The 25,830-nt window shown below is 70.9% G+C and carries 23 protein-coding genes; 14 read left to right on the top strand and 9 right to left on the bottom strand.

What is annotated here, in order from left to right; genetic code table 11:
- Positions 1 to 81: 81 nt before the first annotated feature.
- Positions 82 to 2,481, bottom strand: coding sequence for an HAD-IC family P-type ATPase (locus ACY0PA_RS19910; protein ID WP_473085889.1), 2,400 nt, complete (start codon positions 2,479 to 2,481; stop codon positions 82 to 84).
- A 123-nt stretch (positions 2,482 to 2,604) separates the two neighbouring features.
- Entirely contained in the window at positions 2,605 to 2,871 is a 267-nt protein-coding gene (locus ACY0PA_RS19905; RefSeq protein WP_473085888.1) for a DUF2530 domain-containing protein, read from the bottom strand.
- 190 nt (positions 2,872 to 3,061) lie between these two features.
- On the opposite strand from ACY0PA_RS19905, the gene ACY0PA_RS19900 reads away from it, so the two are divergent.
- A complete protein-coding gene (locus tag ACY0PA_RS19900; protein ID WP_473085887.1) occupies positions 3,062 to 4,507 on the top strand; it encodes an NCS2 family permease in 1,446 nt (481 codons plus the stop codon).
- A gap of 97 nt (positions 4,508 to 4,604) precedes the next feature.
- Here ACY0PA_RS19900 and ACY0PA_RS19895 read toward each other — a convergent pair whose 3' ends face one another.
- Complete coding sequence (locus ACY0PA_RS19895) at positions 4,605 to 4,787, bottom strand: ribbon-helix-helix protein, CopG family (RefSeq protein ID WP_383086450.1); 183 nt, start codon at positions 4,785 to 4,787, stop codon at positions 4,605 to 4,607.
- Positions 4,788 to 4,940: 153 nt separating this feature from the next.
- On the opposite strand from ACY0PA_RS19895, the gene ACY0PA_RS19890 reads away from it, so the two are divergent.
- The 3 genes from ACY0PA_RS19890 (at position 4,941) to thpR (ending at position 7,518) form a co-directional block, all read left to right on the top strand.
- Positions 4,941 to 5,378: a MarR family winged helix-turn-helix transcriptional regulator gene (locus tag ACY0PA_RS19890; protein ID WP_100595753.1), complete on the top strand. Its 438-nt coding sequence runs from the start codon at positions 4,941 to 4,943 to the stop codon at positions 5,376 to 5,378.
- 117 nt (positions 5,379 to 5,495) lie between these two features.
- On the top strand, positions 5,496 to 6,839 hold the full coding sequence (locus ACY0PA_RS19885; RefSeq protein ID WP_473085886.1) for an MFS transporter: 1,344 nt from the start codon (positions 5,496 to 5,498) through the stop codon (positions 6,837 to 6,839).
- Between the two features lie 100 nt (positions 6,840 to 6,939).
- Positions 6,940 to 7,518, top strand: coding sequence for an RNA 2',3'-cyclic phosphodiesterase (thpR, locus tag ACY0PA_RS19880; protein ID WP_473085885.1), 579 nt, complete (start codon positions 6,940 to 6,942; stop codon positions 7,516 to 7,518).
- Between the two features lie 161 nt (positions 7,519 to 7,679).
- Here thpR and ACY0PA_RS19875 read toward each other — a convergent pair whose 3' ends face one another.
- The gene (locus ACY0PA_RS19875) at positions 7,680 to 8,675 is read right to left on the bottom strand and encodes an aldo/keto reductase (RefSeq protein WP_473085884.1); all 996 of its coding nucleotides are present in this window, start codon (positions 8,673 to 8,675) and stop codon (positions 7,680 to 7,682) included.
- 30 nt (positions 8,676 to 8,705) lie between these two features.
- On the bottom strand, positions 8,706 to 9,398 hold the full coding sequence (locus tag ACY0PA_RS19870) for a GDSL-type esterase/lipase family protein (protein ID WP_473085883.1): 693 nt from the start codon (positions 9,396 to 9,398) through the stop codon (positions 8,706 to 8,708).
- Positions 9,399 to 9,468: 70 nt separating this feature from the next.
- Between ACY0PA_RS19870 and ACY0PA_RS19865 the strand changes: the two genes are divergently transcribed.
- Complete coding sequence (locus ACY0PA_RS19865; protein WP_473085882.1) at positions 9,469 to 10,443, top strand: WD40 repeat domain-containing protein; 975 nt, start codon at positions 9,469 to 9,471, stop codon at positions 10,441 to 10,443.
- Between the two features lie 102 nt (positions 10,444 to 10,545).
- Here the strand turns inward: ACY0PA_RS19865 and serC are convergent, their stop codons facing one another.
- Complete coding sequence (gene serC, locus ACY0PA_RS19860; RefSeq protein ID WP_473085881.1) at positions 10,546 to 11,664, bottom strand: phosphoserine transaminase; 1,119 nt, start codon at positions 11,662 to 11,664, stop codon at positions 10,546 to 10,548.
- A gap of 375 nt (positions 11,665 to 12,039) precedes the next feature.
- On the opposite strand from serC, the gene ACY0PA_RS19855 reads away from it, so the two are divergent.
- Positions 12,040 to 12,999, top strand: coding sequence for an EamA family transporter (locus ACY0PA_RS19855; protein ID WP_473086374.1), 960 nt, complete (start codon positions 12,040 to 12,042; stop codon positions 12,997 to 12,999).
- Positions 13,000 to 13,056: 57 nt separating this feature from the next.
- Here ACY0PA_RS19855 and ACY0PA_RS19850 read toward each other — a convergent pair whose 3' ends face one another.
- Positions 13,057 to 13,326, bottom strand: a complete 270-nt coding sequence (locus tag ACY0PA_RS19850) for a DUF397 domain-containing protein (RefSeq protein ID WP_473085880.1) — start codon at positions 13,324 to 13,326, stop codon at positions 13,057 to 13,059.
- A 329-nt stretch (positions 13,327 to 13,655) separates the two neighbouring features.
- Here ACY0PA_RS19850 and ACY0PA_RS19845 point away from each other — a divergent pair, with 329 nt between their 5' ends.
- Both ACY0PA_RS19845 and ACY0PA_RS19840 read left to right on the top strand, forming a co-directional pair.
- Positions 13,656 to 14,453, top strand: a complete 798-nt coding sequence (locus tag ACY0PA_RS19845) for a TIGR03084 family metal-binding protein (RefSeq protein WP_473085879.1) — start codon at positions 13,656 to 13,658, stop codon at positions 14,451 to 14,453.
- The gene (locus ACY0PA_RS19840) at positions 14,450 to 16,150 is read left to right on the top strand and encodes an acyclic terpene utilization AtuA family protein (RefSeq protein ID WP_473085878.1); all 1,701 of its coding nucleotides are present in this window, start codon (positions 14,450 to 14,452) and stop codon (positions 16,148 to 16,150) included. Before ACY0PA_RS19845 ends, ACY0PA_RS19840 begins: the two co-directional genes overlap by 4 nt.
- A gap of 12 nt (positions 16,151 to 16,162) precedes the next feature.
- Here ACY0PA_RS19840 and ACY0PA_RS19835 read toward each other — a convergent pair whose 3' ends face one another.
- Positions 16,163 to 17,389 carry an RNA-guided endonuclease InsQ/TnpB family protein gene (locus ACY0PA_RS19835; protein WP_473086373.1) on the bottom strand — a complete coding sequence of 409 codons (1,227 nt, stop codon included), beginning with the start codon at positions 17,387 to 17,389 and terminating at the stop codon, positions 16,163 to 16,165.
- Between the two features lie 176 nt (positions 17,390 to 17,565).
- On the opposite strand from ACY0PA_RS19835, the gene ACY0PA_RS19830 reads away from it, so the two are divergent.
- From ACY0PA_RS19830 to ACY0PA_RS19810, 5 genes are all read left to right on the top strand, one after another.
- On the top strand, positions 17,566 to 19,164 hold the full coding sequence (locus ACY0PA_RS19830) for an acyl-CoA carboxylase subunit beta (RefSeq protein WP_473085877.1): 1,599 nt from the start codon (positions 17,566 to 17,568) through the stop codon (positions 19,162 to 19,164).
- Between the two features lie 17 nt (positions 19,165 to 19,181).
- A complete protein-coding gene (locus ACY0PA_RS19825) occupies positions 19,182 to 21,035 on the top strand; it encodes an acetyl/propionyl/methylcrotonyl-CoA carboxylase subunit alpha (RefSeq protein WP_473086372.1) in 1,854 nt (617 codons plus the stop codon).
- Positions 21,032 to 22,201: an acyl-CoA dehydrogenase family protein gene (locus ACY0PA_RS19820; protein ID WP_473085876.1), complete on the top strand. Its 1,170-nt coding sequence runs from the start codon at positions 21,032 to 21,034 to the stop codon at positions 22,199 to 22,201. The genes ACY0PA_RS19825 and ACY0PA_RS19820 overlap by 4 nt, the downstream gene beginning before the upstream one ends.
- A 101-nt stretch (positions 22,202 to 22,302) precedes the next feature.
- Entirely contained in the window at positions 22,303 to 23,004 is a 702-nt protein-coding gene (locus tag ACY0PA_RS19815; RefSeq protein ID WP_473086371.1) for an enoyl-CoA hydratase family protein, read from the top strand.
- Positions 22,992 to 23,594 carry a TetR/AcrR family transcriptional regulator gene (locus tag ACY0PA_RS19810; RefSeq protein ID WP_473085875.1) on the top strand — a complete coding sequence of 201 codons (603 nt, stop codon included), beginning with the start codon at positions 22,992 to 22,994 and terminating at the stop codon, positions 23,592 to 23,594. The genes ACY0PA_RS19815 and ACY0PA_RS19810 overlap by 13 nt, the downstream gene beginning before the upstream one ends.
- 76 nt (positions 23,595 to 23,670) lie before the next feature.
- On the opposite strand, the gene ACY0PA_RS19805 is transcribed toward ACY0PA_RS19810, so the two are convergent.
- Positions 23,671 to 24,801, bottom strand: coding sequence for a citrate synthase 2 (locus ACY0PA_RS19805; RefSeq protein ID WP_473085874.1), 1,131 nt, complete (start codon positions 24,799 to 24,801; stop codon positions 23,671 to 23,673).
- 358 nt (positions 24,802 to 25,159) lie between these two features.
- Here ACY0PA_RS19805 and pdxH point away from each other — a divergent pair, with 358 nt between their 5' ends.
- Positions 25,160 to 25,798: a pyridoxamine 5'-phosphate oxidase gene (gene pdxH, locus ACY0PA_RS19800; protein WP_473086370.1), complete on the top strand. Its 639-nt coding sequence runs from the start codon at positions 25,160 to 25,162 to the stop codon at positions 25,796 to 25,798.
- Positions 25,799 to 25,830: the final 32 nt, after the last annotated feature.

The raw sequence follows: 25,830 nt of genomic DNA, 5'->3' as shown, positions 1-25,830 counted from the left end.
CTCGCCGGCACCTCCACCACCCCGGCCGTGACCTCCACGAGCGACTTCGTCGACGTGCAGTAGTCCGTCACGCGGGGCCCCTCACACGGGAAAGCGGCGGTCGACCCAACGCCATACGAATTCCAGGGCGACCGCCGCCACCGCCGCGATGCCGACCGCCGTCCACGGCATCGACGCGCCCACCAGCTTCAGCGCGAAGAAGTCCTGGAGCCACGGCACCACGAGGACGAGCAGGAACGCCGCGCCCATCGCGGCCACCAGGCACACCCGCCACCAGGTGTAGGGCCGCGCGATGATGGCGAGCACCCACATCGAGACGAGGAACAGCGTCAGCGTCGCCGAACTCGTCTCGGCGTCGAGCGCGCCGGATCCCGTGTAGTAGTGCCGGGCGATCACGTACGTCACGAAGGTGGCCGTTCCGGCGACGACGCCGCCCGGGATCGCATACCGCATCACGCGTTTCACGAACTGCGGTTTGGCGCGCTCCTTGTTGGGCGCGAGAGCCAGGAAGAACGCGGGGACGCCGATCGTCAGCGTCGACAGCAGCGTCAGGTGCCGCGGCAGGAACGGGTACTCGATCTGGAAGCAGACGACGAGGACGGCGAGCAGCACCGAGTAGACCGTCTTCACGAGGAACAGGGACGCGACGCGCGTGATGTTCCCGATGACGCGGCGGCCCTCGGCGACGACCGACGGCAGCGTGGAGAAGCTGTTGTTGAGGAGCACGATCTGCGCCACGGCCCGGGTCGCCTCCGAGCCCGAGCCCATCGAGACGCCGATGTCGGCGTCCTTGAGGGCGAGCACGTCGTTCACGCCGTCGCCCGTCATCGCGACCGTGTGCCCCTTGGACTGCAGCGCGCCGACCATGTCGCGCTTCTGCTGCGGGGTGACGCGGCCGAACACCGTGTTCTCGTCCAGCGCCTTCGCCATCCCGGCCTGGTCGGCGGGGAGCGTGCGGGCGTCGACCGTGTCCTGCGCGCCCGCGAGGCCCAGCTTCCCGGCGACGGCGCCCACCGACACCGCGTTGTCCCCGGAGACGACCTTCGCGTGGACGCCCTGGTCGGCGAAGTACCGCAGCGTGTCCGCCGCGTCGGGCCGCAGCCGCTGCTCCATCGCGACCAGCGCGACGGCCTCGGCGCCCTCCTTGACCGCCGGGTCGTCGAGGTCGCCGGCGGCGCGGGCGAGCAGCAGGACACGCAGGCCCTGGTGGTTGAGCTCCTCGGTCTCGGCGAGCACCGGGTGCCCGGCCGGCAGGAGTACATCGGGCGCGCCGAGCAGCCACGCGCTGTTCGTGCCGTCGCCCTCGCTGAACGCGGCGCCGCTGTACTTGCGGGCGGAGGAGAAAGGCACCGACTCGGTGCAGCGCCACTCCTCGCTGTCGGGGTAGGCGTCGATGATCGCCTGGAGCGAGGCGTTGGGCCGGGGGTCGGACTCGCCGAGCGCGCCGAGGACCTTGCGTACGTAGCCCTCCTCGGCGTCGCCGAGCGGGCGCAGCTCGGTGATGTCCATGCCGCCCTCGGTGAGGGTGCCGGTCTTGTCGAGGCAGACGGTGTCGACGCGGGCGAGGCCCTCGATGGCGGGGAGTTCCTGGACGAGGCACTGCTTGCGGCCGAGGCGGATCACGCCGATCGCGAAGGCGACGGAGGTGAGCAGGACGAGCCCTTCGGGGACCATCGGCACGATGCCGCCGACGGTCCGCGCGACGGAGTCCTTGAAGTCGTTCTCCTTGACCACGAGCTGGCTGATGACGAGGCCGGTCGCGGTCGGGACCATCATCCAGGTGACGTACTTGAGGATGGTCGAGATGCCGGTGCGCAGCTCGGAGTGGACGAGGGTGAAGCGGCTGGCCTCTTCGGCGAGCTGCGCCGCGTATGCCTCGCGGCCGACCTTCGTCGCGGTGAACGCGCCGCCGCCGGCGACGACGAAGCTGCCGGACCTGACCGGGTCGCCGTGCTTTTTGACGACGGGGTCGGCCTCGCCGGTGAGCAGGGACTCGTCGATCTCCAGGCTGTCGGCCTCGGCGCACACACCGTCCACGACGATCTTGTCGCCGGGGCCGATCTCGATGAGGTCGCCGAGGACGATCTCGGAGGTGGAGATCTCCGTGGCCTGCCCGTCGCGCCGGACCGTCGGTCTCGCCTCGCCGATGACGGCGAGTGAGTCGAGGGTCTTCTTGGCGCGCAGCTCCTGGATGATGCCGATGCCGGTGTTCGCGAGGATGACGTAGCCGAAGAGGCTGTCCTGGAACGGCGCGACGGACAGCATGATCAGCCACAGGACGCCGATGATCGCGTTGAACCGCGTGAAGACGTTCGCGCGGATGATCTCGGTGGTCGAGCGGGAGCTGCGGACCGGTATGTCGTTGACCTCGCCGCGCGCGACGCGCTCGGCCACCTCGCCGGTGGTGAGCCCCCTGGCCCGCTGGGGGACCGGCACCGGGTGGACCGGGTCCAGCTCGGCGCCTGCGTCGATGTGCGTCATGCAAACGACAGTAAGGGCGGATTTGCGGCTTCACCCCTCGGGTGCGCCAAAGATCCGACTCGGGGAGGACGTGGCGGCGAGGGGGGCCGGTCCCGTGGTCGTACGGGGGCGGTGCGCCGGCCGCTATTCGGGTGCCGGGCCCGCCTCGGTGGCCGCGCGCTTGAGCGCCGCGTCGCGCCCCCGTACGTACCAGATGCCGATGAGTCCGAGCCCGGCGCCGGCCAGGCAGGTCCAGATCCACCAGGTGTGGCCGTGGTCGTCGAACCAGCCGTAGAACGGCAGCTGCACCAGGAAGAGGACGAACCACAGGATCGTGCCGCCCGTGATGGTGGCGACCACGGGCCCTTCGAGGGGCTCGGGTGCCTCGTGCTTGGGGGTCCACTTCTCCATGCGCACAGCTTACGAGGAGCACGAAACGTCGTCTCCAGTCGCCCCGGAACCCTTATGGGGCAAGGGTCTACGCGCGGAGATAGCCATTTCTTGCTCATATGTTCATACTGAAACGGCCTGTGTCTGGCTACTTCTGTTCGTAGGAAACGCCAAACAGCCCCCCACCAGCACACCGATTCAGAGGTCATCCATGTCCAGCTCGGCCCCCGCACCGGTCGATCTCATCGAGCCGCCGTCGGCCCCCCCGAACGGCCTCGACCGCTTCTTCAAGATCTCCGAGCGGGGCTCGACGGTCAGCCGCGAGATCCGTGGCGGCTTCGCCACCTTCTTCGCGATGGCCTACATCATCGTGCTGAACCCGATCATTCTCGGCAGCGCGAAGGACATGTACGGGCACCAGCTCGACAACGGCCAGCTGGTCACCGCGACCGCGCTCACCGCCGCCTTCACGACCCTGCTCATGGGCGTCATCGGCAACGTCCCGATCGCGCTCGCCGCCGGACTCGGCGTGAACACGGTCGTCGCCCTCCAGCTCGCGCCCCGCATGTCGTGGCCCGACGCGATGGGCATGGTCGTCCTCGCGGGCTTCGTCGTGATGCTCCTGGTGGCGACCGGCCTGCGCGAGCGCGTCATGAACGCCGTGCCGCTCGGCCTGCGCAAGGGCATCGCGATCGGTATCGGCCTGTTCATCATGCTGATCGGCCTGGTCGACTCGGGCTTCGTCTCCCGCATCCCGGACGCCGCGCACACCACGGTGCCGCTCCAGCTCGGCGCCGACGGTCACCTCAACGGCTGGCCCGTCCTCGTCTTCGTGCTCGGCGTGCTGCTCACCCTCGCCCTGATCGTGCGCAAGGTGCCGGGCGCCATCCTGATCTCCATCGTCGTCATGACGCTCGTCGCGATGGTCATCGACGCCGTCGCCAACGTCCCGAGCTGGGGTCTGACGACGCCCAAGTGGCCCGGCAACCCGGTCGAGATGCCGGACTTCGGGCTGGTGGGCCAGGTCAGCCCGTTCGGCGGCTTCGACAAGGTCGGCGTGCTGACCGGCGTCCTCTTCGTCTTCACCGTGCTGCTGTCGTGCTTCTTCGACGCGATGGGCACGATCATGGGCGTCAGCGACGAGGCCAAGCTGACCGACAAGGACGGTCAGATGCCCGGCATGAACAAGGTCCTCTTCATCGACGGCATCGCCGTCGCCGCGGGCGGCGCCTCGTCCTCGTCGGCCACCACCTGCTTCGTGGAGTCCACCGCCGGCGTCGGCGAGGGCGCACGCACCGGCTTCGCCAACGTGATCACCGGCGGTCTGTTCGCCGTCGCGCTGTTCCTCACGCCGATCGCCACGATGGTCCCGTCCCAGGCGGCCACGCCCGCGCTGCTCGCGGTGGGCTTCCTGATCCTGTCGGGCTCGATCGGTGCCATCGACTGGAGCGACTACACGATCGCCATCCCGGCCTTCTTGACGATGGTGATGATGCCGTTCACGTACTCGATCACCAACGGCATCGGGATCGGCTTCATCAGCTTCACCCTGCTGCGGATCGCGGCGGGCCGCGCCCGTACGGTGCCGGTCGCGATGTACATCGTCGCGGCGGTCTTCGCCTTCTACTACCTGATGCCGGCGCTGGGTCTGACCTGAGCGTCCTGGGCGCTGGGTCTGACCTGAGCGCCCTGAAGGGGCGCCAGGGGCGCGGGGAACTGCGCGACCGGCCACAGACGGCCCGCAGGCGGAGGAGTCACGCCGCCCCGTAGAACTTCTCTGTCTCCTCGACGGACGTCGCGAAGCGTTCGTCGAAGTCGTCTCGAATGAGCGTCCGGACCACATAGTCCTGGACGCTCATTCCTCTTTTGGCGGCGTGGGTCTTGAGCCGGTCGAGCAGCTCACCGTCTATCCGCAGGCTGAGCACTGTCGATCCCATGCGCAACAGGGTCGCGGGCCCCTGTCCGCCCGTGTGTCACTTTTCGTGGCCACATCACTCATACGGGTGATGGAGGGGGTGCCGGAGGATTCAGTGGGGGAGTTACGGGAACTCGGCTGGTCTTTAGAGAGAGTAATGAGTTAGGCTAAGGACATGCCGGACCTCTCCCATGGTGACGACGCAGCCGCAGTGAACGCACTGCGCTCAGCGGTGATGCGCCTGTCGCGCCGACTCAAGCACCAGCGGGTCGACGAGTCGCTGAGCCCCACAGAAATGTCGGTGCTCGGCACCCTCGCCCGCTGCGGCAGCGCGACTCCGGGCGAACTCGCCCGCAAGGAGCACGTGCAGCCGCCGTCGATGACCCGCATCGTCGCGCTGCTCGAAGCCAAGGGGCTCGTCCGTCTTGAGCCGCATCCCGAGGACCGGCGACAGAAGGTCGTCACCTCCACCGAGCAGGCCGAGGCCATGCTCGAAGAGAGCCGCCGCAAGCGCAACGCGTGGCTGGCCTCGCTCGTGGAGAACCTGGACGAGGACGAGTGGGCCAAGATCCGCGCCGCCGCCCCCGTCCTGGAGAAGCTCGCCCACCTGTAAGGCCCTTAGGGCCTGTCGTCAGATTCCCGCCCTCCGGGCGGACGACGGGAATCTGACGACAGGCCCAGGGGCGCCCGCCGACCTGCCGTTCACGGCCGCCAAGGAGGCGAACCCGCATTGAGTACGGGACCCGGAGCAGACTCCGCCCCCGCACCAGCCGCCCTCGACACGACCGACCGCCCCCGCAAGAGCTCGATGTTCAGCTCGCTGAAGATCCGTAACTACCGGCTCTTCGCGACCGGGGCCGTCGTTTCCAACACCGGCACCTGGATGGCCCGCATCACCCAGGACTGGCTGGTGCTCAGCATCACCGGCTCCTCGGCCGCCGTCGGTATCACCACGGCCATGCAGTTCCTGCCGATGCTCCTGTTCGGCCTCTACGGCGGCGTCATAGCCGACCGTTTCGCCAAGCGGAACCTCCTGTTCGTCACCCAGGGCGCCATGAGCCTGTCCGGGCTCTTCCTCGCCGCGCTCACCCTCACCGGGAACGTCCAGGTCTGGCACGTCTACCTCGCGGCCTTCTTCACCGGCCTCGTCACCGTCGTCGACAACCCGACCCGCCAGTCCTTCGTCTCCGAGATGGTCGGCCCCGACCAGGTCCGCAACGCGGTCAGCCTGAACTCGGCGAACTTCCAGTCGGCACGCCTGATCGGTCCCGCGGTCGCGAGTGGACTCACCGCTGCCGTCGGTCCGGGCTGGGCGTTCCTCGCCAACGGCCTGTCCTTCCTCGCCCCGCTCACCAGCCTCTGCCTGATGCGCACCCGCGAGCTGCACCACACCCCGCGCGCCCCGCGCGGCAAGGGCCAGCTCCGCGAGGGCCTCACCTACGTCTCCAAGCACCCCGAGCTGATCTGGCCGATCGTCCTCGTCGGCTTCGTCGGCACGTTCGGGTTCAACTTCCCGATCTGGCTGAGCGCCTACGCCGACGACGTCTTCCACGGCGGGGTCGGCATGTACGGCGCCTTCAACACGCTCATGGCCCTCGGCTCGCTGGCCGGCGCGCTGCTCGCCGCCCGGCGCCGCTCCACCCGGCTGCGCGTCCTCGCCGGAGCCGCGGTCGGCTTCGGTGTCCTGGAGGTCGTCGCCGCGTTCGCGCCCGACGTCTGGGTCTTCGCGCCGCTGATCGTGCTGCTCGGCATCCTCGGCCTCACGGTCAACGTGACCGCGAACTCGTCCGTGCAGATGGCGACCGACCCCGAGATGCGGGGCCGCGTCATGTCCCTGTTCATGATGGTGTTCACGGGCGGTACGCCACTCGGCGGGCCCCTGTTCGGCTGGCTCGCCGACCAGTACGGGGTCCGGCTCAGCTTGGCCATCGGCGGCGTGGTGTGCGCCACGGCCGCGGTCGGCGTCGCACTGATGCTGGCCCGCGCCGCGAACCTGCGGCTCAAGCTCGACCTGCGCCGGGGACGGCAGCACGTGCAGTTCGTACCGCGCGAGCACCTGGCCACGGCGGCGTAGGCCTCCGGCCCTGCTGGTGGCCCGTACGGTTGGCCCGGTGAACGACTCGGTGCGGACGAACCCGTTCGCCTCGTGATCTCCATACGGGGACACTGGCCCTGTGAGACTTTTCGCAGCAGTGGTGCCGCCGGACGAGGCGTTGGCCGAACTGGGGCGCGCCGTCGGCCAGTTGAAGGGGTCCCACGGCCTCGAAGGGGCCGAGGGCCTGAGGTGGACCGGCCGCCCCGGCTGGCACTTCACGCTCGCCTTCTACGGGGAAGTGCCCGAGGAGACCGTGCCCGAACTGTCGCGCCGCCTGGAACGGGCGGCGGCCCGCACCGCGCCCTTCCCGCTCGCCCTGCGCGGCGGCGGGCACTTCGGGGACCGGGCCCTGTGGGTGGGCGCGTCCGGTGACGTGGCGGCGATGCAGCGCCTCGCCGAGCGGGCCGGGGCCGCGGCCCGCAAGGCGGGCCTCGACACGGAGGACCACCGCCGCTACCGGCCGCACCTCACGCTGGCCCGCGGCTCCGGCGCCGTCCACCTGGGGCCGTACGCGGCCGCCCTCGACTCCTTCACCGGCGAGCAGTGGACGGTGGGTGAGCTGGCACTCGTCCGGAGCCGGCTGCCGCGGTCCGGGGTGCGCGGCGAGCAGCCCCGCTACGAGAAGGTCGGCGGCTGGCCGCTTTCGGCCACGGGTTAATCTCGAAGCGTGGACCCGAAGAGCCGTAACCGGATCATGGCCGTTGTGCTGGTACTGATGTTCGCCGTCGTCGCAGTGGCGGCCGCGGTCGGAAAGTGACCGCGGCCGCACCCCGCCGCACCCGCGGCCGCGCGACTACCGGTCCGCACGAGGCCCCGGCTCTACCAGGCGAACGCCTCGGGTGACGGCCCCGGGCCGGGGAAGATCTCGTCCAGGCCCGTGAGGACCTCCTCGCTCAGTTCGAGCTCGACCGCGCGCAGCGCCGAGTCGAGCTGCTCCGAGGTGCGCGGGCCGACGATGGGACCGGTGACGCCGGGACGGGTCAGCAGCCAGGCCAGCGCCGCCTCGCCGGGCGCGAGGCCGTGCTTGTCGAGCAGGTCCTCGTAGGCCTGGAGCTGGGCGCGCGTCTCCGGGTTCGCGAGCGCGTCCGCGGCCCGGCCGCTCGCGCGACGCCCGCCCTCGACCTCCTTCTTGATGACCCCGCCGAGCAGGCCGCCGTGCAGCGGCGACCAGGGGATGACCCCGAGGCCGTACTCCTGCGCGGCCGGAATGACCTCCATCTCGGCGCGGCGCTCCGCGAGGTTGTAGAGGCACTGCTCGCTGACGAGGCCGAGGGCGCCGCGTGCGGCCGCCTTCTCGTTGGCCTGGGCGATCTTGTAGCCGGGGAAGTTCGACGACCCGGCGTAAAGGATCTTGCCCTGCTGGATCAGGACGTCGACGGCCTGCCAGATCTCCTCGAAGGGAGTCTCGCGGTCGACGTGGTGGAACTGGTAGATGTCGATGTAGTCCGTGCCCAGCCGCTTGAGGCTGGCCTCGACGGCGCGGCGGATGTTGACCGCGGAGAGCTTGTCGTGGTTGGGCCAGGGCGAATCGGTGCCCGCGCCGGCCATGTTGCCGTAGACCTTCGTGGCCAGGACCGTCTTGTCCCGCCGGTCGCCGCCCTGGGCGAACCAGCTGCCGATGATCTCCTCGGTCCGGCCCTTGTTCTCGCCCCAGCCGTAGACGTTGGCGGTGTCGAAGTAGTTGATCCCCGAGGCCAGCGCCGTGTCCATGATCGCGTGGCTGTCGGCCTCGTCGGTCTGCGGGCCGAAGTTCATCGTGCCGAGAACGAGCCGGCTGACCTTGAGTCCTGTGCGTCCGAGCTGCGTGTACTTCATGAGTCCCCAGCCAACGGCGTGGAGTGGACTCTAGGCAAGGCCCCCGGGCGAGGCGCCCGCCGGACCCCACGCCTGACGCATCGCCAGGGCGAACGTGTCCGCGAGCTTGCGCTCACCGCTCGCGTTCGGGTGCGTGCCGTCGTACGTGTCCTGGTGGATGTCGTACGACTCCGGCACCGACGCGAGCAGCAGGGGGGAGGGGCCCGAGTCGAGGTCGGCGACCGCCTTCGCGAGGAGCGTGTTGAAGTGCGCGACCTCCGCGGCGAACGGCGCGTCCGTCTCGGCGCGCACGTTCGGTATGACCGGCAGCAGGACCATCCGCACCCGAGGGTTCGCGGCGCGGGCCCCGGCGACGAAGCGGCGCACGTTCTGCGCGGTTTGCTCCGCGTTCGTGTAGAAGCCGAGGTCGATCAGGCCGAGCGAGATGAGCAGGACGTCGGTGCGGGCGAGCGCGACCGCCTCCTCGATGACGGGCGCCATGTGCAGCCAGCCCTCGCCCCAGCCCGCGAGATGGTTGCGTGGGAAGGCGGGGTCCGCGTCCGCGTAGTCGTGCGACACCGGGGCGTTCGCCGTCTTGTCGTGGAGCGTCTCGCGCGGCCCGGCGATCTCGAACGCGCCGTCGCCGTACGCGGCCCGAAGATGCTGCCACATCCGGTAGCGCCAGGTGAGTTCGCCCGCGCTGCCTATCGTCATCGAGTCGCCGACGAATGTGAACCTGAGCATCCGCTCATCATCGCGGATCACGGGCGGGTGGAGTGTGTGACGCTGAGCACGCCCTGGCAAGCTGGGGGGCATGCGTTCGTTTCTGGGTGCGGCCGGAGCCGCCGTCGTTCTCGCGTTCGGTGCCACCGCTCCCGCCGTGGCGGACGACCCCGGCAGCGACGGGTTCACCATCAAGGACCCGCGGATCACCGAGTCCAGCGGCCTGGCCGCGTCCCGGCTCCACCCGGGCATCTACTGGACCCACAACGACAGCAGCGACGGCGCGTACCTGTACGCGGTCGACGGCAGGACCGGCGAAACCGTCGCCACCCTCACCCTGACCGGCGTCGGCGCCCCGCGCGACGTCGAGGCCGTCTCCATCGGCCCCGACAACAACCTCTACGTCGGCGACATCGGCGACAACCTCGGCGGCAAGTGGTCCCACGTGTGGATCTACAAGCTGCCGGAGCCGAGGGAACTGCGCAACCAGACGGTGCGGGCGACGCAGTTCACCGTCCAGTACGCGGACGGGCCCCGCAACGCCGAGGCGCTGATGGTCCATCCGAAGACCGGCCGCGTCTACATCGCCGAGAAGAACGAGGACGGCGGCGGCCTCTACGAAGGGCCCGAGAACCTGTCCGCGTCCGGCACGAACGTCTTCCGGCGCGTCTCCGGTATCGACCTGTGGGTCACGGACGGCGCGTTCTCACCCGACGGCAAGCACCTCGCCCTGCGCGGCTACTTCGGCGGGATCTCGTACGCCTGGAAGGACGGCAAGCCCGAGCGTGACGGGCAGTTGAACGTGCCGATGCAGCCACAGGGCGAGTCCGTCACCTACACCGCCGACGGAAAGACGCTGCTCTACGGGAGCGAGGGCCGGGGCAGTTCAGTGAAGCCCGTGCAGGTCGCCGACGGGTCAGGCGGAGACTCGAAGTCGCCCTCGGGGAGCGGTGATTCGGGCGACGGGCCCATCGACACGGGCCTCAGTGCGAGCGCGGTCGGGCTCATCGCCGTGGTGATCGCCGTGTTCGGCATCGGGCGGCTGCTGCGGCGGCCCAAGAAGTAGTCACTCCTCGAGGACCCGTACCTCGTAGTGCCCCTTGACGCCTCACGCCGATGGGGCGCCCGGCGTAGTGCCGGGCGCCCCATCAACGTAGAACCTGTGTGACTAGAGCTTCTCGATCACGTAGTCGATGCACTTCGTCAGCGCCTCGACGTCCGCCGGGTCGATCGCCGGGAACATCGCGACGCGCAGCTGGTTGCGGCCCAGCTTGCGGTACGGCTCCGTGTCGACGATGCCGTTGGCGCGCAGCACCTTGGCGACCGCCGCCGCGTCGATCTCGTCCGAGAAGTCGATCGTGCCGATGACCTGCGAACGCTTCGCGGGGTCCGTGACGAACGGCGTCGCGTACTTCGACTCCTCGGCCCAGCTGTACAGGCGCGTCGAGGAGTCCTTGGTGCGGGCCGTCGTGAAGGCGAGACCGCCCTGGCTGTTCATCCACTCCAGCTGCTCGCCGAGCAGGAACAGCGTCGCGAGCGCCGGGGTGTTGTACGTCTGGTTCTTGCGGGAGTTGTCGATCGCCGTCGGCAGCGAGAAGAACTCCGGGACGTGGCGGCCCGACGCGTGGATGCGCTCGGCGCGCTCCAGTGCGGCCGGCGAGAACGCCGCCAGCCACAGGCCGCCGTCCGACGCGAACGACTTCTGCGGGGCGAAGTAGTAGACGTCCGTCTCGGCGATGTCGACGGGCAGGCCGCCGGCGCCGGAGGTCGCGTCCACCAGGACGAGGGCGCCCTCGTCGGCACCGGCCACGCGCTTGATCGGGGCGGCGACACCGGTGGAGGTCTCGTTGTGCGTGAGGCCGTACACGTCGACGCCCGCCTCGGCCTGCGGCTCGGGGTGCGTGCCGGGCTCGGAGGTGATCACGGTCGGCTCGGCCAGCCACGGGGCCAGCTTCGAGGCCTTCGCGAACTTGGACGAGAACTCGCCGAAGTTCAGGTGCTGCGACTTGTTCTCGATCAGGCCGTGCGTCGCCACGTCCCAGAAGGCGGTGGAGCCGCCGTTGCCCAGGATCACCTCGTAGCCCTCCGGGAGCTGGAAGAGGTCCTTGACCCCTTCGCGCACCCGGCCGACCAGGTTCTTGACCGGGGCCTGGCGATGGGAGGTGCCGAGCAGGGACGTGCCGGTGGCGGCCAGGGCGTCCAGCGCCTCCGTGCGCACCTTGGAGGGGCCCGCGCCGAAACGTCCGTCGGCGGGCTTGATGTCAGCGGGAATCTGGATCTCAGCCACGGGGCGAGCCTAGCGGCTCGCGGGAGCCTGGAATCACCGTGTCCGCCCGGTGAGACTCGCGTCCCGCCGAGTGGCTCCGCCCCCGCGGGCTTACGGACCGCTCATGCCTGCGGAGCATAACGGGAGCGCAGCAGGCATTTCACGGACCGTGGACGGCGGTCTTAGCGTGGCAGGCGGGCCTGCGTCGTGCTGGACGCGACGGGCGGTGACCCGTCAGCCGTAAAAGGGGTCCACGATCATGACGTGGTGTACTACCTTGGACGGCGAAGTCCACCCTATTGAACTGTGGGGGTGGCGGTGAAAGGGAAGGCTTCAGACGTGAACGTCTCACGTACCGACCGGGCGGCGACCGGTGCCGACGCGGCGGCCGCCGCACTGGTGCAGCCGGAGGCCGCGGTCGCCCAGCCGGAGGTGGCGGGGGCTTCCGCCGCGCCCGAGGGTGCCGCGCCGAAGGGCTCCCGCTGGGGCGCGCTCGGCCCGGTCGGGCTCGTCCTCGGCGGCTGTGTCTCGGTGCAGTTCGGTGCGGCCGTCGCCGTGGGTCTGATGCCGCGCGCGGGAGCGGTCGGCGTCGTCACCCTGCGGCTCTTCTTCGCCGCGCTCGTCCTGCTCATCGTGTGCCGGCCCAAGCTGCGCGGCTACGCGCGCGCGGACTGGGGCACCGTCGTCACGTTCGGCATCACCATGGGCGGGATGAACCTGCTCTTCTACCAGGCCGTCGAGCGGATTCCGCTCGGCCCTGCCGTCACCCTCGAAGTCCTCGGCCCGCTCGCCCTGTCCGTGTTCGCGTCGCGCCGCCTGGTCAACGCCGTCTGGGCGGCCCTCGCGCTCTGCGGCGTCTTCCTGCTCGGCGGCGGCGGCTTCGGCAGCCTCGACCTGGTCGGCGCGGCCTTCGCCGTCGCGGCGGGCGGCATGTGGGCGACGTACATCGTCTTCAGCGCCCGTACGGGCCGCCGCTTCCCGCAGGCCGACGGGCTCGCCCTCGCGATGGTGGTCGCGGCCGTGCTCTGCCTGCCGCTCGGCATCGCGGCGTCGGGCTCCAAGCTGATCGTCCCCTCGACGCTGGCCCTGGGCGCGGCGGTCGCCGTCCTGTCCTCGGTCCTCCCGTACACGCTCGAACTTCTCGCCCTGCGCCGCCTGCCCGCGTCCACGTTCGCGGTCATGATGAGCCTGGAGCCGGCCGTCGCCGCGCTCGCGGGATTCCTCATCCTGAACCAGGCCCTGTCCGCCATCGGCGCGCTCGCGATCGCCCTGGTCATCGCGGCGAGCATCGGCGCGGTACGCACGCAGGTCGGGCGGGGCCGGGCCGGGACGGCCCGGAAGTCCGACTCCGCCTGACCCCGCCGTCCTGACCGTCTTCGGCGTCCTGACCGTCTTCGCGTCCCGCCCGTCGGCTCAGATCCGCCCGCGCGCCGCCGCCCCCACGAACGCGGTGAACGCCTCCGGCGAGACGCGGAAGGCGCCGAGGCGCGGGTCCTTGGAGTCGCGTATGGCGACGGCGGCGGGGATCTCGGCGACCTCGACGCAGTCGCCTCCGGTGCCGCCGCTGTAACTGGACTTGTGCCAGGTGACGCCGGCGAGGGGGGCGCATTCGATGCACTCGCCGCCGGTGCCACGTACGGCATGTGCCGGGCGGCCGCTGTGCCGTACGGGTCGTGCGGACACCGGAGGGCGTCCGCGTGGAGGTCGGGGACGGGCATCCGGGTCTTCCGGGGATTCCGGTGGCGGCGAGGGCCGGGCGGGATGAACTGGCGGAGGACGGACGCGGGCTGCTCATCGTGAGCACGGTGACGGCGCGCTGGGGGGTCACCCCGAACCCGCCCCCTGTTCCCGGCAAGGTCGTCTGGTTCGAGTGCGACGCCCGGTGCGGTCGCGGTCGCCCGGCGCCGTGAACGCCAAGAGTGGAATTTTCATACAAGCACGCTTGATTGTTTCGTGGTGCGCTGCCATGCTCCAGGCACGCCGCACACTGCCGTGCCCCGAGGGAGTGCACCGTGTCCGATCTGCCGTCCGTGTTCGACGACTTGCGGGACGAAGGCCAGGAACTCGACGCGATGGTGGGGGAGTTGGGTCCCCGTCAGTGGGTGCTGCCCACCCCCGCGGACCGCTGGACCGTCGCTCACCAGATCGCCCATCTGGCCTGGACCGACCACGCCGCGCTGCTCGCCGTCACCGACGCGGACGCCTTCGCCGGTGAGGTGGAGAAGGCCGTCGCCGCGCCGGACTCGTTCGTCGACGACGGGGCCAAGGAGGGCGCCGCGCTGCCGCCTGCCGAACTGCTCGCCCAATGGCGGGCAGGGCGCGAGAAGTTGCAGCCCGTACTGCGGTCCGCGGCCGCCACCAAGACGCGGATCCCCTGGTACGGGCCGCCGATGTCCGCCGCCTCCATGGCCACCGCCCGGCTGATGGAGACCTGGGCCCACGGCCAGGACATCGCCGACGCCCTCGGTGTCGTGCGGACTCCGACCGACCGGCTCAGGCATATCGCCCGCATCGGCGTACGGACGCGTGACTTCGCCTTCGGCGTGCGGGGGATCGAGGTGCCGGAAGAGGAGTTCAGGGTCGAACTGACCGCTCCCTCCGGCGAGTTGTGGACCTACGGTCCCGAGGGTGCGGCCCAGCGCGTCACCGGGTCCGCTCTCGACTTCTGTCTCCTCGTCACCCAGCGTGCGCACCGCGACGACCTCGATGTGTGCGCCGAGGGCCCGGACGCCGACCGCTGGCTGGAGATCGCGCAGGCGTTCGCGGGCCCGCCCGGACCGGGCCGCGAGGCGAAGGGGTCCGGGCGGTGAGGGGGGACGTACTGCGCATAGGCAACGCCTCCGGCTTCTACGGCGACCGCTTCGACGCGATGCGCGAGATGCTCGAAGGCGGCCCCCTCGACGTCCTGACCGGCGACTACCTCGCCGAGCTGACCATGCTCATCCTGGGCCGCGACCGCCTGAAGGACCCGGCGCGCGGTTACGCCCGCACGTTCCTGCGCCAGCTGGAGGAGACCCTCGGCCTGGCGCTCGACCGGGGCGTGAAGATCGTCGCGAACGCGGGCGGGCTCAACCCGGCCGGACTCGCCGACGCCGTACGGGAGTTGGCGGACCGTCTCGGCCTCCACGCGCGCGTGGCGCACGTCGAGGGCGACGACCTCGCCCCGAGCGGACGCCACCCGGGTGCCCTCACCGCCAACGCCTACCTCGGCGGCGCCGGGATCACCGCCTGCCTCGCCGCCGGCGCCGACATCGTGGTCACCGGCCGCGTCACCGACGCCGCCCTGGTCACCGGGCCCGCGGCCTGGCGCTTCGGGTGGGAGCAGGACGCGTACGACCGCCTCGCCGGGGCCGTCGTCGCCGGGCACATCCTGGAGTGCGGGACCCAGGCCACGGGCGGCAACTACTCCCGCTTCGCCGGGCGGGCCCGCGAGCTGCGGCGCCCCGGCTTCCCCCTCGCCGAGCTCCACGAGGACGGCTCCTGCGTCATCACCAAGCACCCCGGCACGGGCGGGTTCGTGACGGTCGGGACGGTGACGGAGCAGCTGCTTTACGAGACCGGGGGCGCCCGGTACGCGGGGCCCGACGTGACCGCGAGGCTGGACACCGTACGGCTCACGCAGGAGGCCCCGGACCGCGTCCGCGTGGACGGAGTGCGCGGCGAGGCCCCGCCCCCCACCTTGAAGGTCGGCCTCAACCGGCTCGGCGGCTTCCGCAACGAGGTCGTGTTCGTGCTGACCGGGCTCGACATCGAGGCCAAGGCGGCGCTCGTACGGGAGCAGATGGACGACGCGTTCGACCGGTCCAAGTCCCGCCCTGCTCACGTGACGTGGGAGCTGGCGCGTACGGATCGCGCGGACGCGGACACGGAGGAGACCGCGAGCGCGCTGCTGCGGCTCGTCGTCCGGGACAGCGACGCGGACGCGGTGGGCCGCACCCTCAGCAGCGCGGCGATCGAACTGGCACTCGGCAGCTACCCCGGCTTCCATGTGACGGCCCCGCCCGGGAAGGGCGCGCCGTACGGGGTGTTCGAGGCGGCGTACGTGGACCGGGGCGAGGTCGAGCACATCGCCGTACTGCCGGACGGCGAACGGAAGTTGATCACGTACGGCGGCCCTACGCGCGCGCTGACGGACGTGGAAGAGCCATCCCTGCCCGCACCGCTGCCGCCCGGCCCCACCCGGCGCGCCCCCCTCGGCCTCGTCGCGGGCGCCCGCAGCGGCGACAAGGGCGGGGACGCGAACGTGGGGGTGTGGGTGGACGGTGACGAGGCGTGGCGATGGCTCGCGAATGAACTGACAGTTGACAGATTTCAGAGTCTGATACCTGAAAGCCGTCATCTGACAGCTGTCCGGCATGTACTGCCCAACCTCCGCGTCCTCAACTTCACCCTCACCGGACTCCTGGGCCAAGGCGTCGCCTCCCAGCACCGTTTCGACCCGCAGGCCAAGGGGCTCGGCGAGTGGCTGCGCTCCCGCCATCTGGACATACCGGAGGTGCTCCTTTGAATCCTCCCGTCCCTAAAGGGAGGGGATTCCTGGCTCACGTTGCCTGCGGACCGGCGGTCCTGCAGGTCTTGCACGATCGGCACCAGCCGGGTTGAGACCAGCCCGGACGAGCATCACGCGGGCGGAGTTCTTGTCCCTGGGGGACACGGTTCCGCATGCGGTGCACGTGTAGGTACGTTCAGAAAGAGGTAGCGCGTGCTTGGCTCTCGCTCCGCACTGTGCGCAGTCCGTAGTGGTGTGCGCGGGGTGGACAAGGTGCATGATGCGCCCGTGTTTGCGGGCCATCTCGGTCAGGGCCTGCTTGGTGGCGCTGATCGCGGCGTCGGCGGCTTTGCGGGCCATGCTGGACTTCGCAAGGAACTTCGGGCGGAAGTCCTCCACCGCGAGGGCGTCGTGGTCGGTCACGACGCGTTTGGCCCACTTGCGGCCAGTGTCCTGGCGCTGCCGGGCGGTCTTCTTGTGGATTTTCGCGGTCTGCCGCTTCGCCTCGCGGTAGCCCTTCGACGCGGCCTGCCCGCGTGCTGGTTTGCGGCGCGCCATCATGCGCTGGTAGCGCGCGGTTTTCTGCGCAGCGGTCTTGCCGTGCTGCGAGTGGGCCAGGTCGTGGGCGTCGCTGGTGGTGGTCGCCGTCTGACTGACGCCCCAGTCGATCCCGATCACACGGCCGGTTTCCGGCAGCGGCTGAGCCTGGGTGGGAACGACGAAGCTGGCGTACCAGTGACCGAGACTGTCCCGGTACACGCGCACGCTGGACGGTTCGACGGGCAGCTTCCGCGACCATACGAGACCCAGCACGATTCCGCCTGCCAGGTGCAGACGGCCGTCCTTGATCCGGAACCCTCGCCGCGTGTAGTTCAACGTCGGCCTGGACTCGCGCTTCTTCTTGTACTTCGGCATCCCGGCACGCTGCCGCTGCGGCAGCCCGGCCTTGATGTCCTTCAGCGCCTTCGCGCGGGACTTTCCGAAGTCCCGGATGAGCTGCTGTTGCGGAACCGAAGAACCCTCCTGCAGCCATCCGTTGGAGGTACGGGCCTCGGTCAGCATCTTGTCGAGCCGGGCCGGACCGCACTTCTCGTCCTGGGTGTGCGCCTTCTTCGAACGGGCGACGCATTCGTTCCAGATCCACCGGCACCGCGCCCACTCCGCATCCAGGGCGGAAGAAGCCGAAGACGACACGCGCAGACGGTAGGTATACCGGGCGCGCCCTGTATCCCCTGCCTTTTCCTGTGATGTCGTCATGAACACCAATCTAGCTGGGAGGTAGGACAGTTGAGAGCTCCTGCAGGCAGTGGGCTGCATCACCGAACGGGTAGGCGGACGGCGAAACGCCTCGGCGGCCGTTCGCTTTTCCCTGTCCTGCTCCGCCTGAGTCCGATTCCTCCCAGGCCACGCCAGGGCACCCTCGGGGGGATCCTGTGACCGTTCTCGCCTCGGCCCTGGACGTCGGCGGTGCCGACTTCGCCGCTCACCGCGAGGCCATGATCGGCAAGCTCGACGCGCTCGACGCCGAGCATGCCAAGGCGCTTGCGGGTGGCGGCGAGAAGTACGTTCAACGGCACCGTAAACGCGGCAAGTTGCTCGCCCGCGAACGTATCGAGCTGCTCCTCGACCCCGATACGCCCTTCCTCGAACTCTCCCCCCTCGCGGCCTGGGGCAGCGACTACGCCGTCGGCGCCTCCCTCGTCACCGGCATCGGCGTCGTCGAAGGCGTCGAGTGCCTGGTCACCGCGAACGATCCGACGGTGCGCGGCGGAGCCAGTAACCCCTGGTCACTGAAGAAGGCCCTGCGCGCCAACGAGATCGCGTTCGCCAACCGGCTGCCCTGCATCAGCCTCGTCGAGTCCGGCGGCGCCGATCTGCCCTCCCAGAAGGAGATCTTCATCCCGGGCGGCGGCATCTTCCGCGACATCACGCGCCTCTCGGCCGCCGGGATCCCCACCGTCGCCGTCGTCTTCGGCAACTCCACCGCCGGCGGCGCGTACATCCCCGGCATGTCCGACCACGTGATCATGGTCAAGGAGCGGGCGAAGGTCTTCCTGGGCGGGCCGCCCCTGGTGAAGATGGCGACCGGCGAGGAGAGTGACGACGAGTCGCTCGGCGGAGCCGAGATGCACGCCCGTACCTCCGGGCTCGCCGACTACTTCGCGCTCGACGAGCGGGACGCGATCCGGCAGGCGCGCCGCGTCGTCGCCCGTCTCAACCACCGCAAGGCGTACGCGGATCCAACGTTCGTGGAGCCGCCCAAATACGACAGCGACGAGCTCCTCGGCATCGTGCCCGGCGACCTCAAGGTCCCCTTCGACCCGCGCGAGGTCATCGCCCGGATCGTGGACGGCTCCGACTTCGACGAGTTCAAGCCGCTGTACGGGGCGAGCCTGACAACCGGCTGGGCGTCCCTGCACGGGTATCCGGTCGGCATCCTCGCCAACGCGCAAGGGGTTCTCTTCAGCGAGGAGTCGCAGAAGGCCGCCCAGTTCATCCAGCTCGCCAACCAGCGCGACATCCCGCTCCTGTTCCTGCACAACACCACCGGCTACATGGTCGGCAAGGAGTACGAGCAGGGCGGCATCATCAAGCACGGCTCGATGATGATCAACGCCGTCAGCAACAGCCGCGTTCCGCACCTCTCGGTCCTCATGGGCGCCTCCTACGGGGCGGGTCACTACGGGATGTGCGGGCGGGCCTTCGATCCCCGCTTCCTCTTCGCCTGGCCGAGCGCCAAGTCGGCCGTGATGGGCCCGCAGCAGCTCGCCGGTGTCCTGTCGATCGTGGCGCGCCAGTCCGCCGCCGCGAAGGGGCAGCCATACGACGACGACGCGGACGCGGCGCTGCGCGCGATGGTGGAGCAGCAGATCGAGTCCGAGTCCCTGCCGATGTTCCTTTCCGGGCGGCTGTACGACGACGGGGTCATCGACCCGCGCGACACCCGGACCGTGCTCGGCCTGTGCCTGTCCGCGATCCACACGGCGCCCGTGGAGGGCGCGCGCGGTGGATTCGGCGTGTTCCGGATGTGAGGCCCATGACCACGCGAATGATCACCTCTGTGCTCGTCGCCAACCGCGGCGAGATCGCCTGCCGCGTCTTCCGTACCTGCGCCGAGCTGGGCATCCGGACCGTCGCCGTGTACTCGGACGCCGACGAGAGCGCTCTCCACGCGCGCGTGGCCGATGCCGCCGTACGGCTTCCGGGGGCGTCGCCCGCCGAGACGTATCTGCGCGGCGACCTGATCGTGAAGGCCGCCCTGGCCGCGGGCGCGGACGCCGTGCACCCCGGCTACGGGTTCCTGTCCGAGAACGCCGGCTTCGCGCGGGCCGTCGCCGACGCGGGCCTGACCTGGATCGGTCCGCCGCCCGAGGCGATCGAGGCGATGGCGTCGAAGACGCGCGCCAAGGAGCTCATGGGCATCGAGCCCCTCAAGGCCGTCACGGACGACGACCTGCCCGTTCTGGTGAAGGCCGCCGCCGGCGGTGGCGGGCGCGGCATGCGTGTCGTACGTGAACTGGCCGAGTTGGACGCGCAGTTGGCTGCCGCCGGGGCCGAGGCGCTGAGCGCCTTCGGGGACGGTGAGGTGTTCGTCGAGCCGTACATCGAGGGCGGCCGGCACGTCGAGGTGCAGGTCATGGCCGACGCGCACGGCACCGTGTGGGCGCTGGGTACCCGCGACTGCTCGCTCCAGCGGCGCCATCAGAAGGTCATCGAGGAGGCGCCCGCACCCGGTCTCTCGCCGGAACTCGAAGCGTCTCTACGGGAGATGGCCGTGCGTGCCGCATGCGCCACCGACTACCGGGGCGCCGGAACCGTCGAGTTCCTCGTCGCCGACGGCAAGGCGCACTTCCTGGAGATGAACACCCGCCTCCAGGTCGAACACCCTGTCACCGAGGCCGTGTTCGGCGTCGATCTCGTGGCGCTGCAACTGCGCGTCGCCGAGGGCGCGCCCCTGGGTGAAGGGGCGCCCGTCGCGCGCGGACACTCGGTAGAGGCCCGTCTGTACGCGGAGGATCCGGCCGCCGGCTGGGCCCCGCAGACCGGCATCCTGCACCGGCTGTCCGTCCCGGAGGCCGTACGCCTGGACACCGGGTTCACCGACGGCGACCCGATCGGGGTGCACTACGACGCGATGCTCGCCAAGGTCGTCGCGCACGCGCCGACCCGCGCCGAGGCCCTGCGCAAACTGGCGGGCGCCCTGGAGCGGGCCGTCGTGCACGGGCCGGTCACCAACAGGGAGCTGCTCGTACGGTCGCTGCGGCACCCGGAGTTCACCGCGGGCGGCGCGGACAACGGGTTCTACGACCGGCACCTGGCCGCGCTCACGGCGCCGGACCCGGACCCGTACGCGCCGCTCGCCGCGGCCCTCGCCGACGCGCACGGCCGCTCCCGGTTCGGCGGCTGGCGCAACGTGGCGTCGCAGCCGCAGATCAAGCACTACCGCGCCGAACCCGACGGGACCGAGCACGAGGTGCGCTACCGGCACACCCGCGACGGTCTGGCCGCGGACGGAGTGCGCGTCGTGCGCGCGAGCCAGGCGCTCGTCGTGCTCGAAGTGGACGGCCTAGTAAGGAAGTTCGATGTCGCGGTCCACGGTGAGCGCGTGTACGTGAACGGCGCCGCGCTCACCGCCCTGCCCCGCCTCCCCGAGCCCGTCGCGCGCCAGGAGCCGGGATCCCTGCTCGCGCCCATGCCCGGCACCGTCGTCCGGCTCGCCGAAGGGCTCGCCGAGGGCGTCACGGTCGCCGCGGGGCAGCCCCTCATCTGGCTGGAGGCGATGAAGATGGAGCACCGCATCACCGCTCCCGCCTCCGGCACGCTCACCGCCCTGCACGCCGCACCCGGCCGCCAGGTCGAGGTCGGCGCCCTGCTCGCCGTCGTACAGGAGGATCAGTCGTGAACGCTCCCGTCCTCGAATCCGAGGAGCACCAGGCTCTGCGCTCCGCCGTCGCCGCTCTCGGCAGCCGCTTCGGACGCGACTACATGACCCGCGTCGTCCGCGAGGAGGGCCACCCCGAGGAGCTGTGGGCCGAGGCCGCGAAGCTCGGCTACCTGGGCGTGAACCTGCCCGAGGAGCACGGCGGCGGAGGCGAGGGCATGTATGAACTGTCGCTGGTTCTTGAGGAGTTGGGCGCATCCGGTGCGCCGCTCCTGATGATGGTCGTGTCGCCCGCGATCTGCGGCACCGTCATCTCCCGCTTCGGGACGCCGGAGCAGAAGGCCGCCTGGCTGCCGGGTCTCGCCGACGGCAGCCGCACGATGGCGTTCGGGATCACCGAGCCCGACGCGGGCTCCAACTCGCACCGCATCACGACCACCGCCCGCCGCGACGGGGACAGCGGCGACTGGATCCTGTCCGGGCGCAAGGTGTTCGTGTCCGGCGTCGACATAGCCGACGCCACCCTCATCGTGGGCCGCACCGAGGACGCCCGTACCGGCAGCCTCAAGCCGTGTCTGTTCATCGTGCCGCGCGACGCCGAGGGCTTCGGGCGGCGGCAGATCGACATGGAACTCCAGGCGCCGGAGAAGCAGTTCGAACTCGTCCTCGACGACGTACGGCTCCCGGCCGACGCGCTCGTCGGCGACGAGGACGCCGGCCTGCTCCAGCTGTTCGCGGGCCTCAACCCCGAGCGCATCATGACGGCGGCGTTCGCGATCGGCATGGGCCGTTTCGCGCTGGCCAGGGCCGTCGGGTACGCGAAGGAGCGCACCGTCTGGAAGTCGCCCATCGGCGCGCACCAGGCCATCGCGCACCCGCTCGCGCAGGCCCACATCGAGCTGGAGACGGCCCGGCTGATGATGCAGAAGGCGGCCCGTCTGTACGACGCGGGCGACGACGTCGGGGCGGGGGAGGCCGCGAACATGGCCAAGTACGCGGCGGCGGAGGCCTGTGTGCGGGCCGTCGACCAGGCGGTGCACACGCTCGGCGGCAACGGCCTCACCCGCGAGTTCGGCCTCGCCTCGCTCATCACGGCGTCCCGCGTGGCCCGCATCGCTCCCGTGAGCCGGGAAATGATCCTCAACTACGTGTCCCACCAGACCCTGGGACTGCCGAAGTCGTACTGACCCCAGCTCAGGGAGACGTCGTGAGCGTTGCCAAGCCCCCTGTCCACACCTGTGTCCATACCGCTGTCCACACCTCTGTCCACTCCTCGCACGACCGTGGGATCACCACTCTCACCCTCGACTCCCCGGCCAACCGCAACGCCCTGTCCGCCGGGCTCGTCGCCGAGCTGGCGGACGCGCTCACGGCGTGCGGCGAGGACGACGCCGTACGGGCCGTCGTCCTCACCCACACCGGCAACACGTTCAGCGCCGGCGCCGACCTGAAGTCCCCGCCCCCGCCCGATGCCCTGGTCGCGCTCCTGCGGCAGATCGTCGCGCTCGACCGGCCCGTCGTCGCGCGGATCGCCGGGCATGTGCGGGCGGGCGGGCTCGGCCTGCTCGGGGCGTGCGACATCTCGGCCGCCTCGCACGCCGCCTCGTTCGCGTTCACCGAGGTCCGCATCGGGGTCGCGCCCGCCGTCATCTCGCTGCCCCTGCTCCCGCGCACCGACCCGCGCGCCGTCGCCCGCTACTACCTGACGGGAGAGCGCTTCGACGCGGCGGAAGCGGTCCGCATCGGGCTCCTGACGGCGGCGGGCGACGACGTCGACGCGGCCCTCGCCCCCGTCCTCGACGGGCTGCGCAGGTCGTCCCCGCAGGGCCTGGCCGAGACGAAACGGCTGCTCACGGCTAAGGTGCTGGAGGCCTTCGACCGGGACGCGGCCGACCTGAGCGCGCTCTCGGCCCGGCTGTTCTCCTCCGCACAGGCAAGCGAAGGGATGACGGCCTTCCTCGAACGACGGGATCCCGCATGGGCGCTGTGACCTCATCCGGTACGGCGGTGGAGCGCGCCCCCAAACAGGACCGCAGCCGCGCCACCCGCCGGCGCCTCCTCGAAGCGGCCGTGTCCTGCCTCGCCGAGCGCGGCTGGTCGGGCTCCACGGTCTCCGTCGTCGCGGAGCGGGCCGGGGTCTCGCGCGGCGCCGCCCAGCACCACTTCCCGACCCGCGAGGACCTGTTCACCGCCGCCGTCGAGTACGTCGCCGAGGAGCGCTCGACCGCGCTGCGTGCCCTGCGTCCCCGGGGCCGCACCGAGGTCGTCGCCGCCCTCGTCGACCTGTACACGGGCCCGTTGTTCCGGGCCGCCCTGCACCTGTGGGTGGCGGCGTCGAACGAGCCGCAGCTGGGCGGCCGCGTCACCGAACTCGAGGCCCGCGTCGGCCGCGAGACCCACCGCATCGCCGTGGAACTCCTGGCCGCCGACGAGTCGCGCCCCGGCGTCCGCGAGACGGTGCAGGGGCTCCTCGACATGGCGCGCGGCCTCGGCCTCGCGAACCTCCTCACCGACGACGGGCCCCGCCGCGAGCGGGTCGTCGCGCAGTGGGCGGCGGTCCTGGACGGGGCGCTTCGGTGACGCGGGGCAGATGACGTACGCGAACGGCGCCGCACGGAGAACCGCGCGGCGCCGCTCGCTGTGCCGAGGGCGGTACTCAGCCCGAGATGTCCCCGTACCCCTCGATGTCGCGCGGGTCGCGGGTGCCCGGGCCGATGTAGCGGGCCGAGGGGCGGACGAGGCGGCCCGTGCGCTTCTGCTCCAGGATGTGCGCCGACCAGCCGGCCGTGCGGGCGCACGTGAACATCGACGTGAACATGTGCGCCGGGACCTCCGCGAAGTCCAGCATGATCGCCGCCCAGAACTCCACGTTCGTCGCCAGGACCCGGTCGGGCCTGCGGGCGTGCAGCTCCGCGAGGGCCGCCTTCTCCAGCGCCTCGGCGACCTCGAAGCGCGGGGCGCCCAGCTCGCGGGCCGTGCGCCGCAGCACGCGCGCGCGGGGGTCCTCGGCGCGGTAGACGCGGTGCCCGAAGCCCATGAGGCGCTCGCCCTTGTCGAGGGCACGGCGGACGTACGCGTCCGCGTCGCCGGTGCGCTCGATCTCCTCGATCATGCCGAGGACGCGGGAGGGCGCGCCGCCGTGCAGGGGGCCTGACATGGCGCCGACGGCGCCCGAGAGCGCGGCCGCGACATCGGCGCCCGTGGAGGCGATGACGCGCGCGGTGAACGTGGAGGCGTTCATGCCGTGCTCGGCGGCGCTCGTCCAGTACGCGTCGACGGCGGCGACATGCTTCGGGTCGGGCTCGCCGCGCCAGCGCTTCATGAACCGCTCGGCGACGGTGTCCGCCTTGTCGATCTCGCGCTGCGGCACCATCGGCCGGCCCTGTCCACGGGCCGACTGGGCGACGTACGAGAGGGCCATGACGGCGGCGCGGGCGAGGTCCTCGCGGGCCTGCGCCTCGTCGATGTCGAGCAGCGGTTTCAGGCCCCACACGGGCGCGAGCATGGCGAGCGCGGACTGCACGTCGACGCGGATGTCGCCGGAGTGGACGGGGATGGGGAACGGCTCGGCAGGCGGCAGGCCCGGGTTGAAGGCCCCGTCGACGAGCAGGCCCCAGACGTTGCCGAACGAGACATGGCCGACCAGATCCTCGATGTCGACGCCCCGGTACCGGAGAGCGCCGCCCTCCTTATCCGGTTCGGCGATCTCCGTCTCGAACGCGACGACTCCCTCGAGGCCGGGCACGAAGCCGGGGACAGGGCCGGGGTCAAGGCCGGGGTCGGACATCAGGCGGCTCCTCTGCATGTGTACGGCTCTGCGTCTGTACGACTCTGCATCTATCTGTACGACGATCTATCTGTACGACGGTGGACCGCGTGGTGGCGCGGCTCCGGGGGCTCGCGGGCCGGATCGGTCACCCCGGTGATGCCCCGTTCGGCAGGCGGTCACCCAACCGAAGGGGCGGCGGGACCGATGACGATATCCGCTGGTGCCACCCTTGGGGAGAGGTCGCGGCACTCAGTGCCACTCAGTGATGAACTCCACGCGCCCGACTGTCCCATGCGTACGGCAGGATGACCGCGTGAGCGACCACCACGACCACCACGACCACCACGACCACCACGCGCCCCCGAACCCCGCCGTCATGCGTGCGCAGTATCGCCCGCCGGGTGAGGGGCTCCTGGAGGAGGACGTCCCCGCTCGCCCGATGGAACTGTTCGAGCTCTGGTTCAACGAGGCGACGCGGGCGCGCGGCGTGCTGTACGAGCCGAACGCGATGGTGGTCTCCACGGCGGACGCGGCCGGCCGGCCGAGCGCGCGCACCGTGCTGCTCAAGGCCTACGACGACCGGGGCTTCGTCTTCTACACGAACTACGGCTCCCGCAAGGCCCGCGACCTGGCGGCGAACCACGAGATCGCGCTGCTCTTCCCCTGGCACCCGATGGCCCGCCAGGTCATCGTCTCCGGCACCGTCGCCCATACGAGCCGCGCGGAGACGGCCGCGTACTTCCGCTCGCGTCCGCGCGGCTCCCAGCTCGGCGCGTGGGCCAGCGCCCAGTCGCAGGTCCTGGCCACGCGCGCCGAACTCGACGCCGCGTACGCCGCACTCGCCGAGCGCTACCCGGAGGGCGAGAACATCCCGGTGCCCGACCACTGGGGCGGCTTCCGCGTCACCCCGCGCACGGTCGAGTTCTGGCAGGGCCGCGAGAACCGCCTCCACGACCGGCTCCGGTACGTCCACGAGCCGTCCGGCTCCTGGCGCGTCGAACGCCTGGGCCCCTGAGCCCGGGTCCGCTCGTGCGGACTCCGCCGCTG

The organism is Streptomyces sp. DS1-CR2 (genome assembly GCF_055760475.1).
The sequence above is the reverse complement of the archived record's forward strand: the minus strand, read 5'-3'. Positions and strand labels throughout refer to the sequence as shown.

Excerpts from the sequence above, each read along its gene's own strand:
- ACY0PA_RS19910 (WP_473085889.1), bottom strand. The coding sequence starts at position 2,481 with ATGACGCACATCGACGCAGGCGCCGAGCTGGACCCGGTCCACCCGGTG.
- ACY0PA_RS19905 (WP_473085888.1), bottom strand. The coding sequence starts at position 2,871 with ATGGAGAAGTGGACCCCCAAGCACGAGGCACCCGAGCCCCTCGAAGGG.
- ACY0PA_RS19900 (WP_473085887.1), top strand. The coding sequence starts at position 3,062 with ATGTCCAGCTCGGCCCCCGCACCGGTCGATCTCATCGAGCCGCCGTCG.
- ACY0PA_RS19895 (WP_383086450.1), bottom strand. The coding sequence starts at position 4,787 with ATGGGATCGACAGTGCTCAGCCTGCGGATAGACGGTGAGCTGCTCGAC.
- ACY0PA_RS19890 (WP_100595753.1), top strand. The coding sequence starts at position 4,941 with ATGCCGGACCTCTCCCATGGTGACGACGCAGCCGCAGTGAACGCACTG.
- ACY0PA_RS19875 (WP_473085884.1), bottom strand. The coding sequence starts at position 8,675 with ATGAAGTACACGCAGCTCGGACGCACAGGACTCAAGGTCAGCCGGCTC.
- ACY0PA_RS19870 (WP_473085883.1), bottom strand. The coding sequence starts at position 9,398 with ATGCTCAGGTTCACATTCGTCGGCGACTCGATGACGATAGGCAGCGCG.
- ACY0PA_RS19865 (WP_473085882.1), top strand. The coding sequence starts at position 9,469 with ATGCGTTCGTTTCTGGGTGCGGCCGGAGCCGCCGTCGTTCTCGCGTTC.
- ACY0PA_RS19835 (WP_473086373.1), bottom strand. The coding sequence starts at position 17,389 with ATGACGACATCACAGGAAAAGGCAGGGGATACAGGGCGCGCCCGGTAT.
- ACY0PA_RS19825 (WP_473086372.1), top strand. The coding sequence starts at position 19,182 with ATGATCACCTCTGTGCTCGTCGCCAACCGCGGCGAGATCGCCTGCCGC.
- ACY0PA_RS19810 (WP_473085875.1), top strand. The coding sequence starts at position 22,992 with ATGGGCGCTGTGACCTCATCCGGTACGGCGGTGGAGCGCGCCCCCAAA.
- ACY0PA_RS19805 (WP_473085874.1), bottom strand. The coding sequence starts at position 24,801 with ATGTCCGACCCCGGCCTTGACCCCGGCCCTGTCCCCGGCTTCGTGCCC.
- pdxH (WP_473086370.1), top strand. The coding sequence starts at position 25,160 with ATGCGTGCGCAGTATCGCCCGCCGGGTGAGGGGCTCCTGGAGGAGGAC.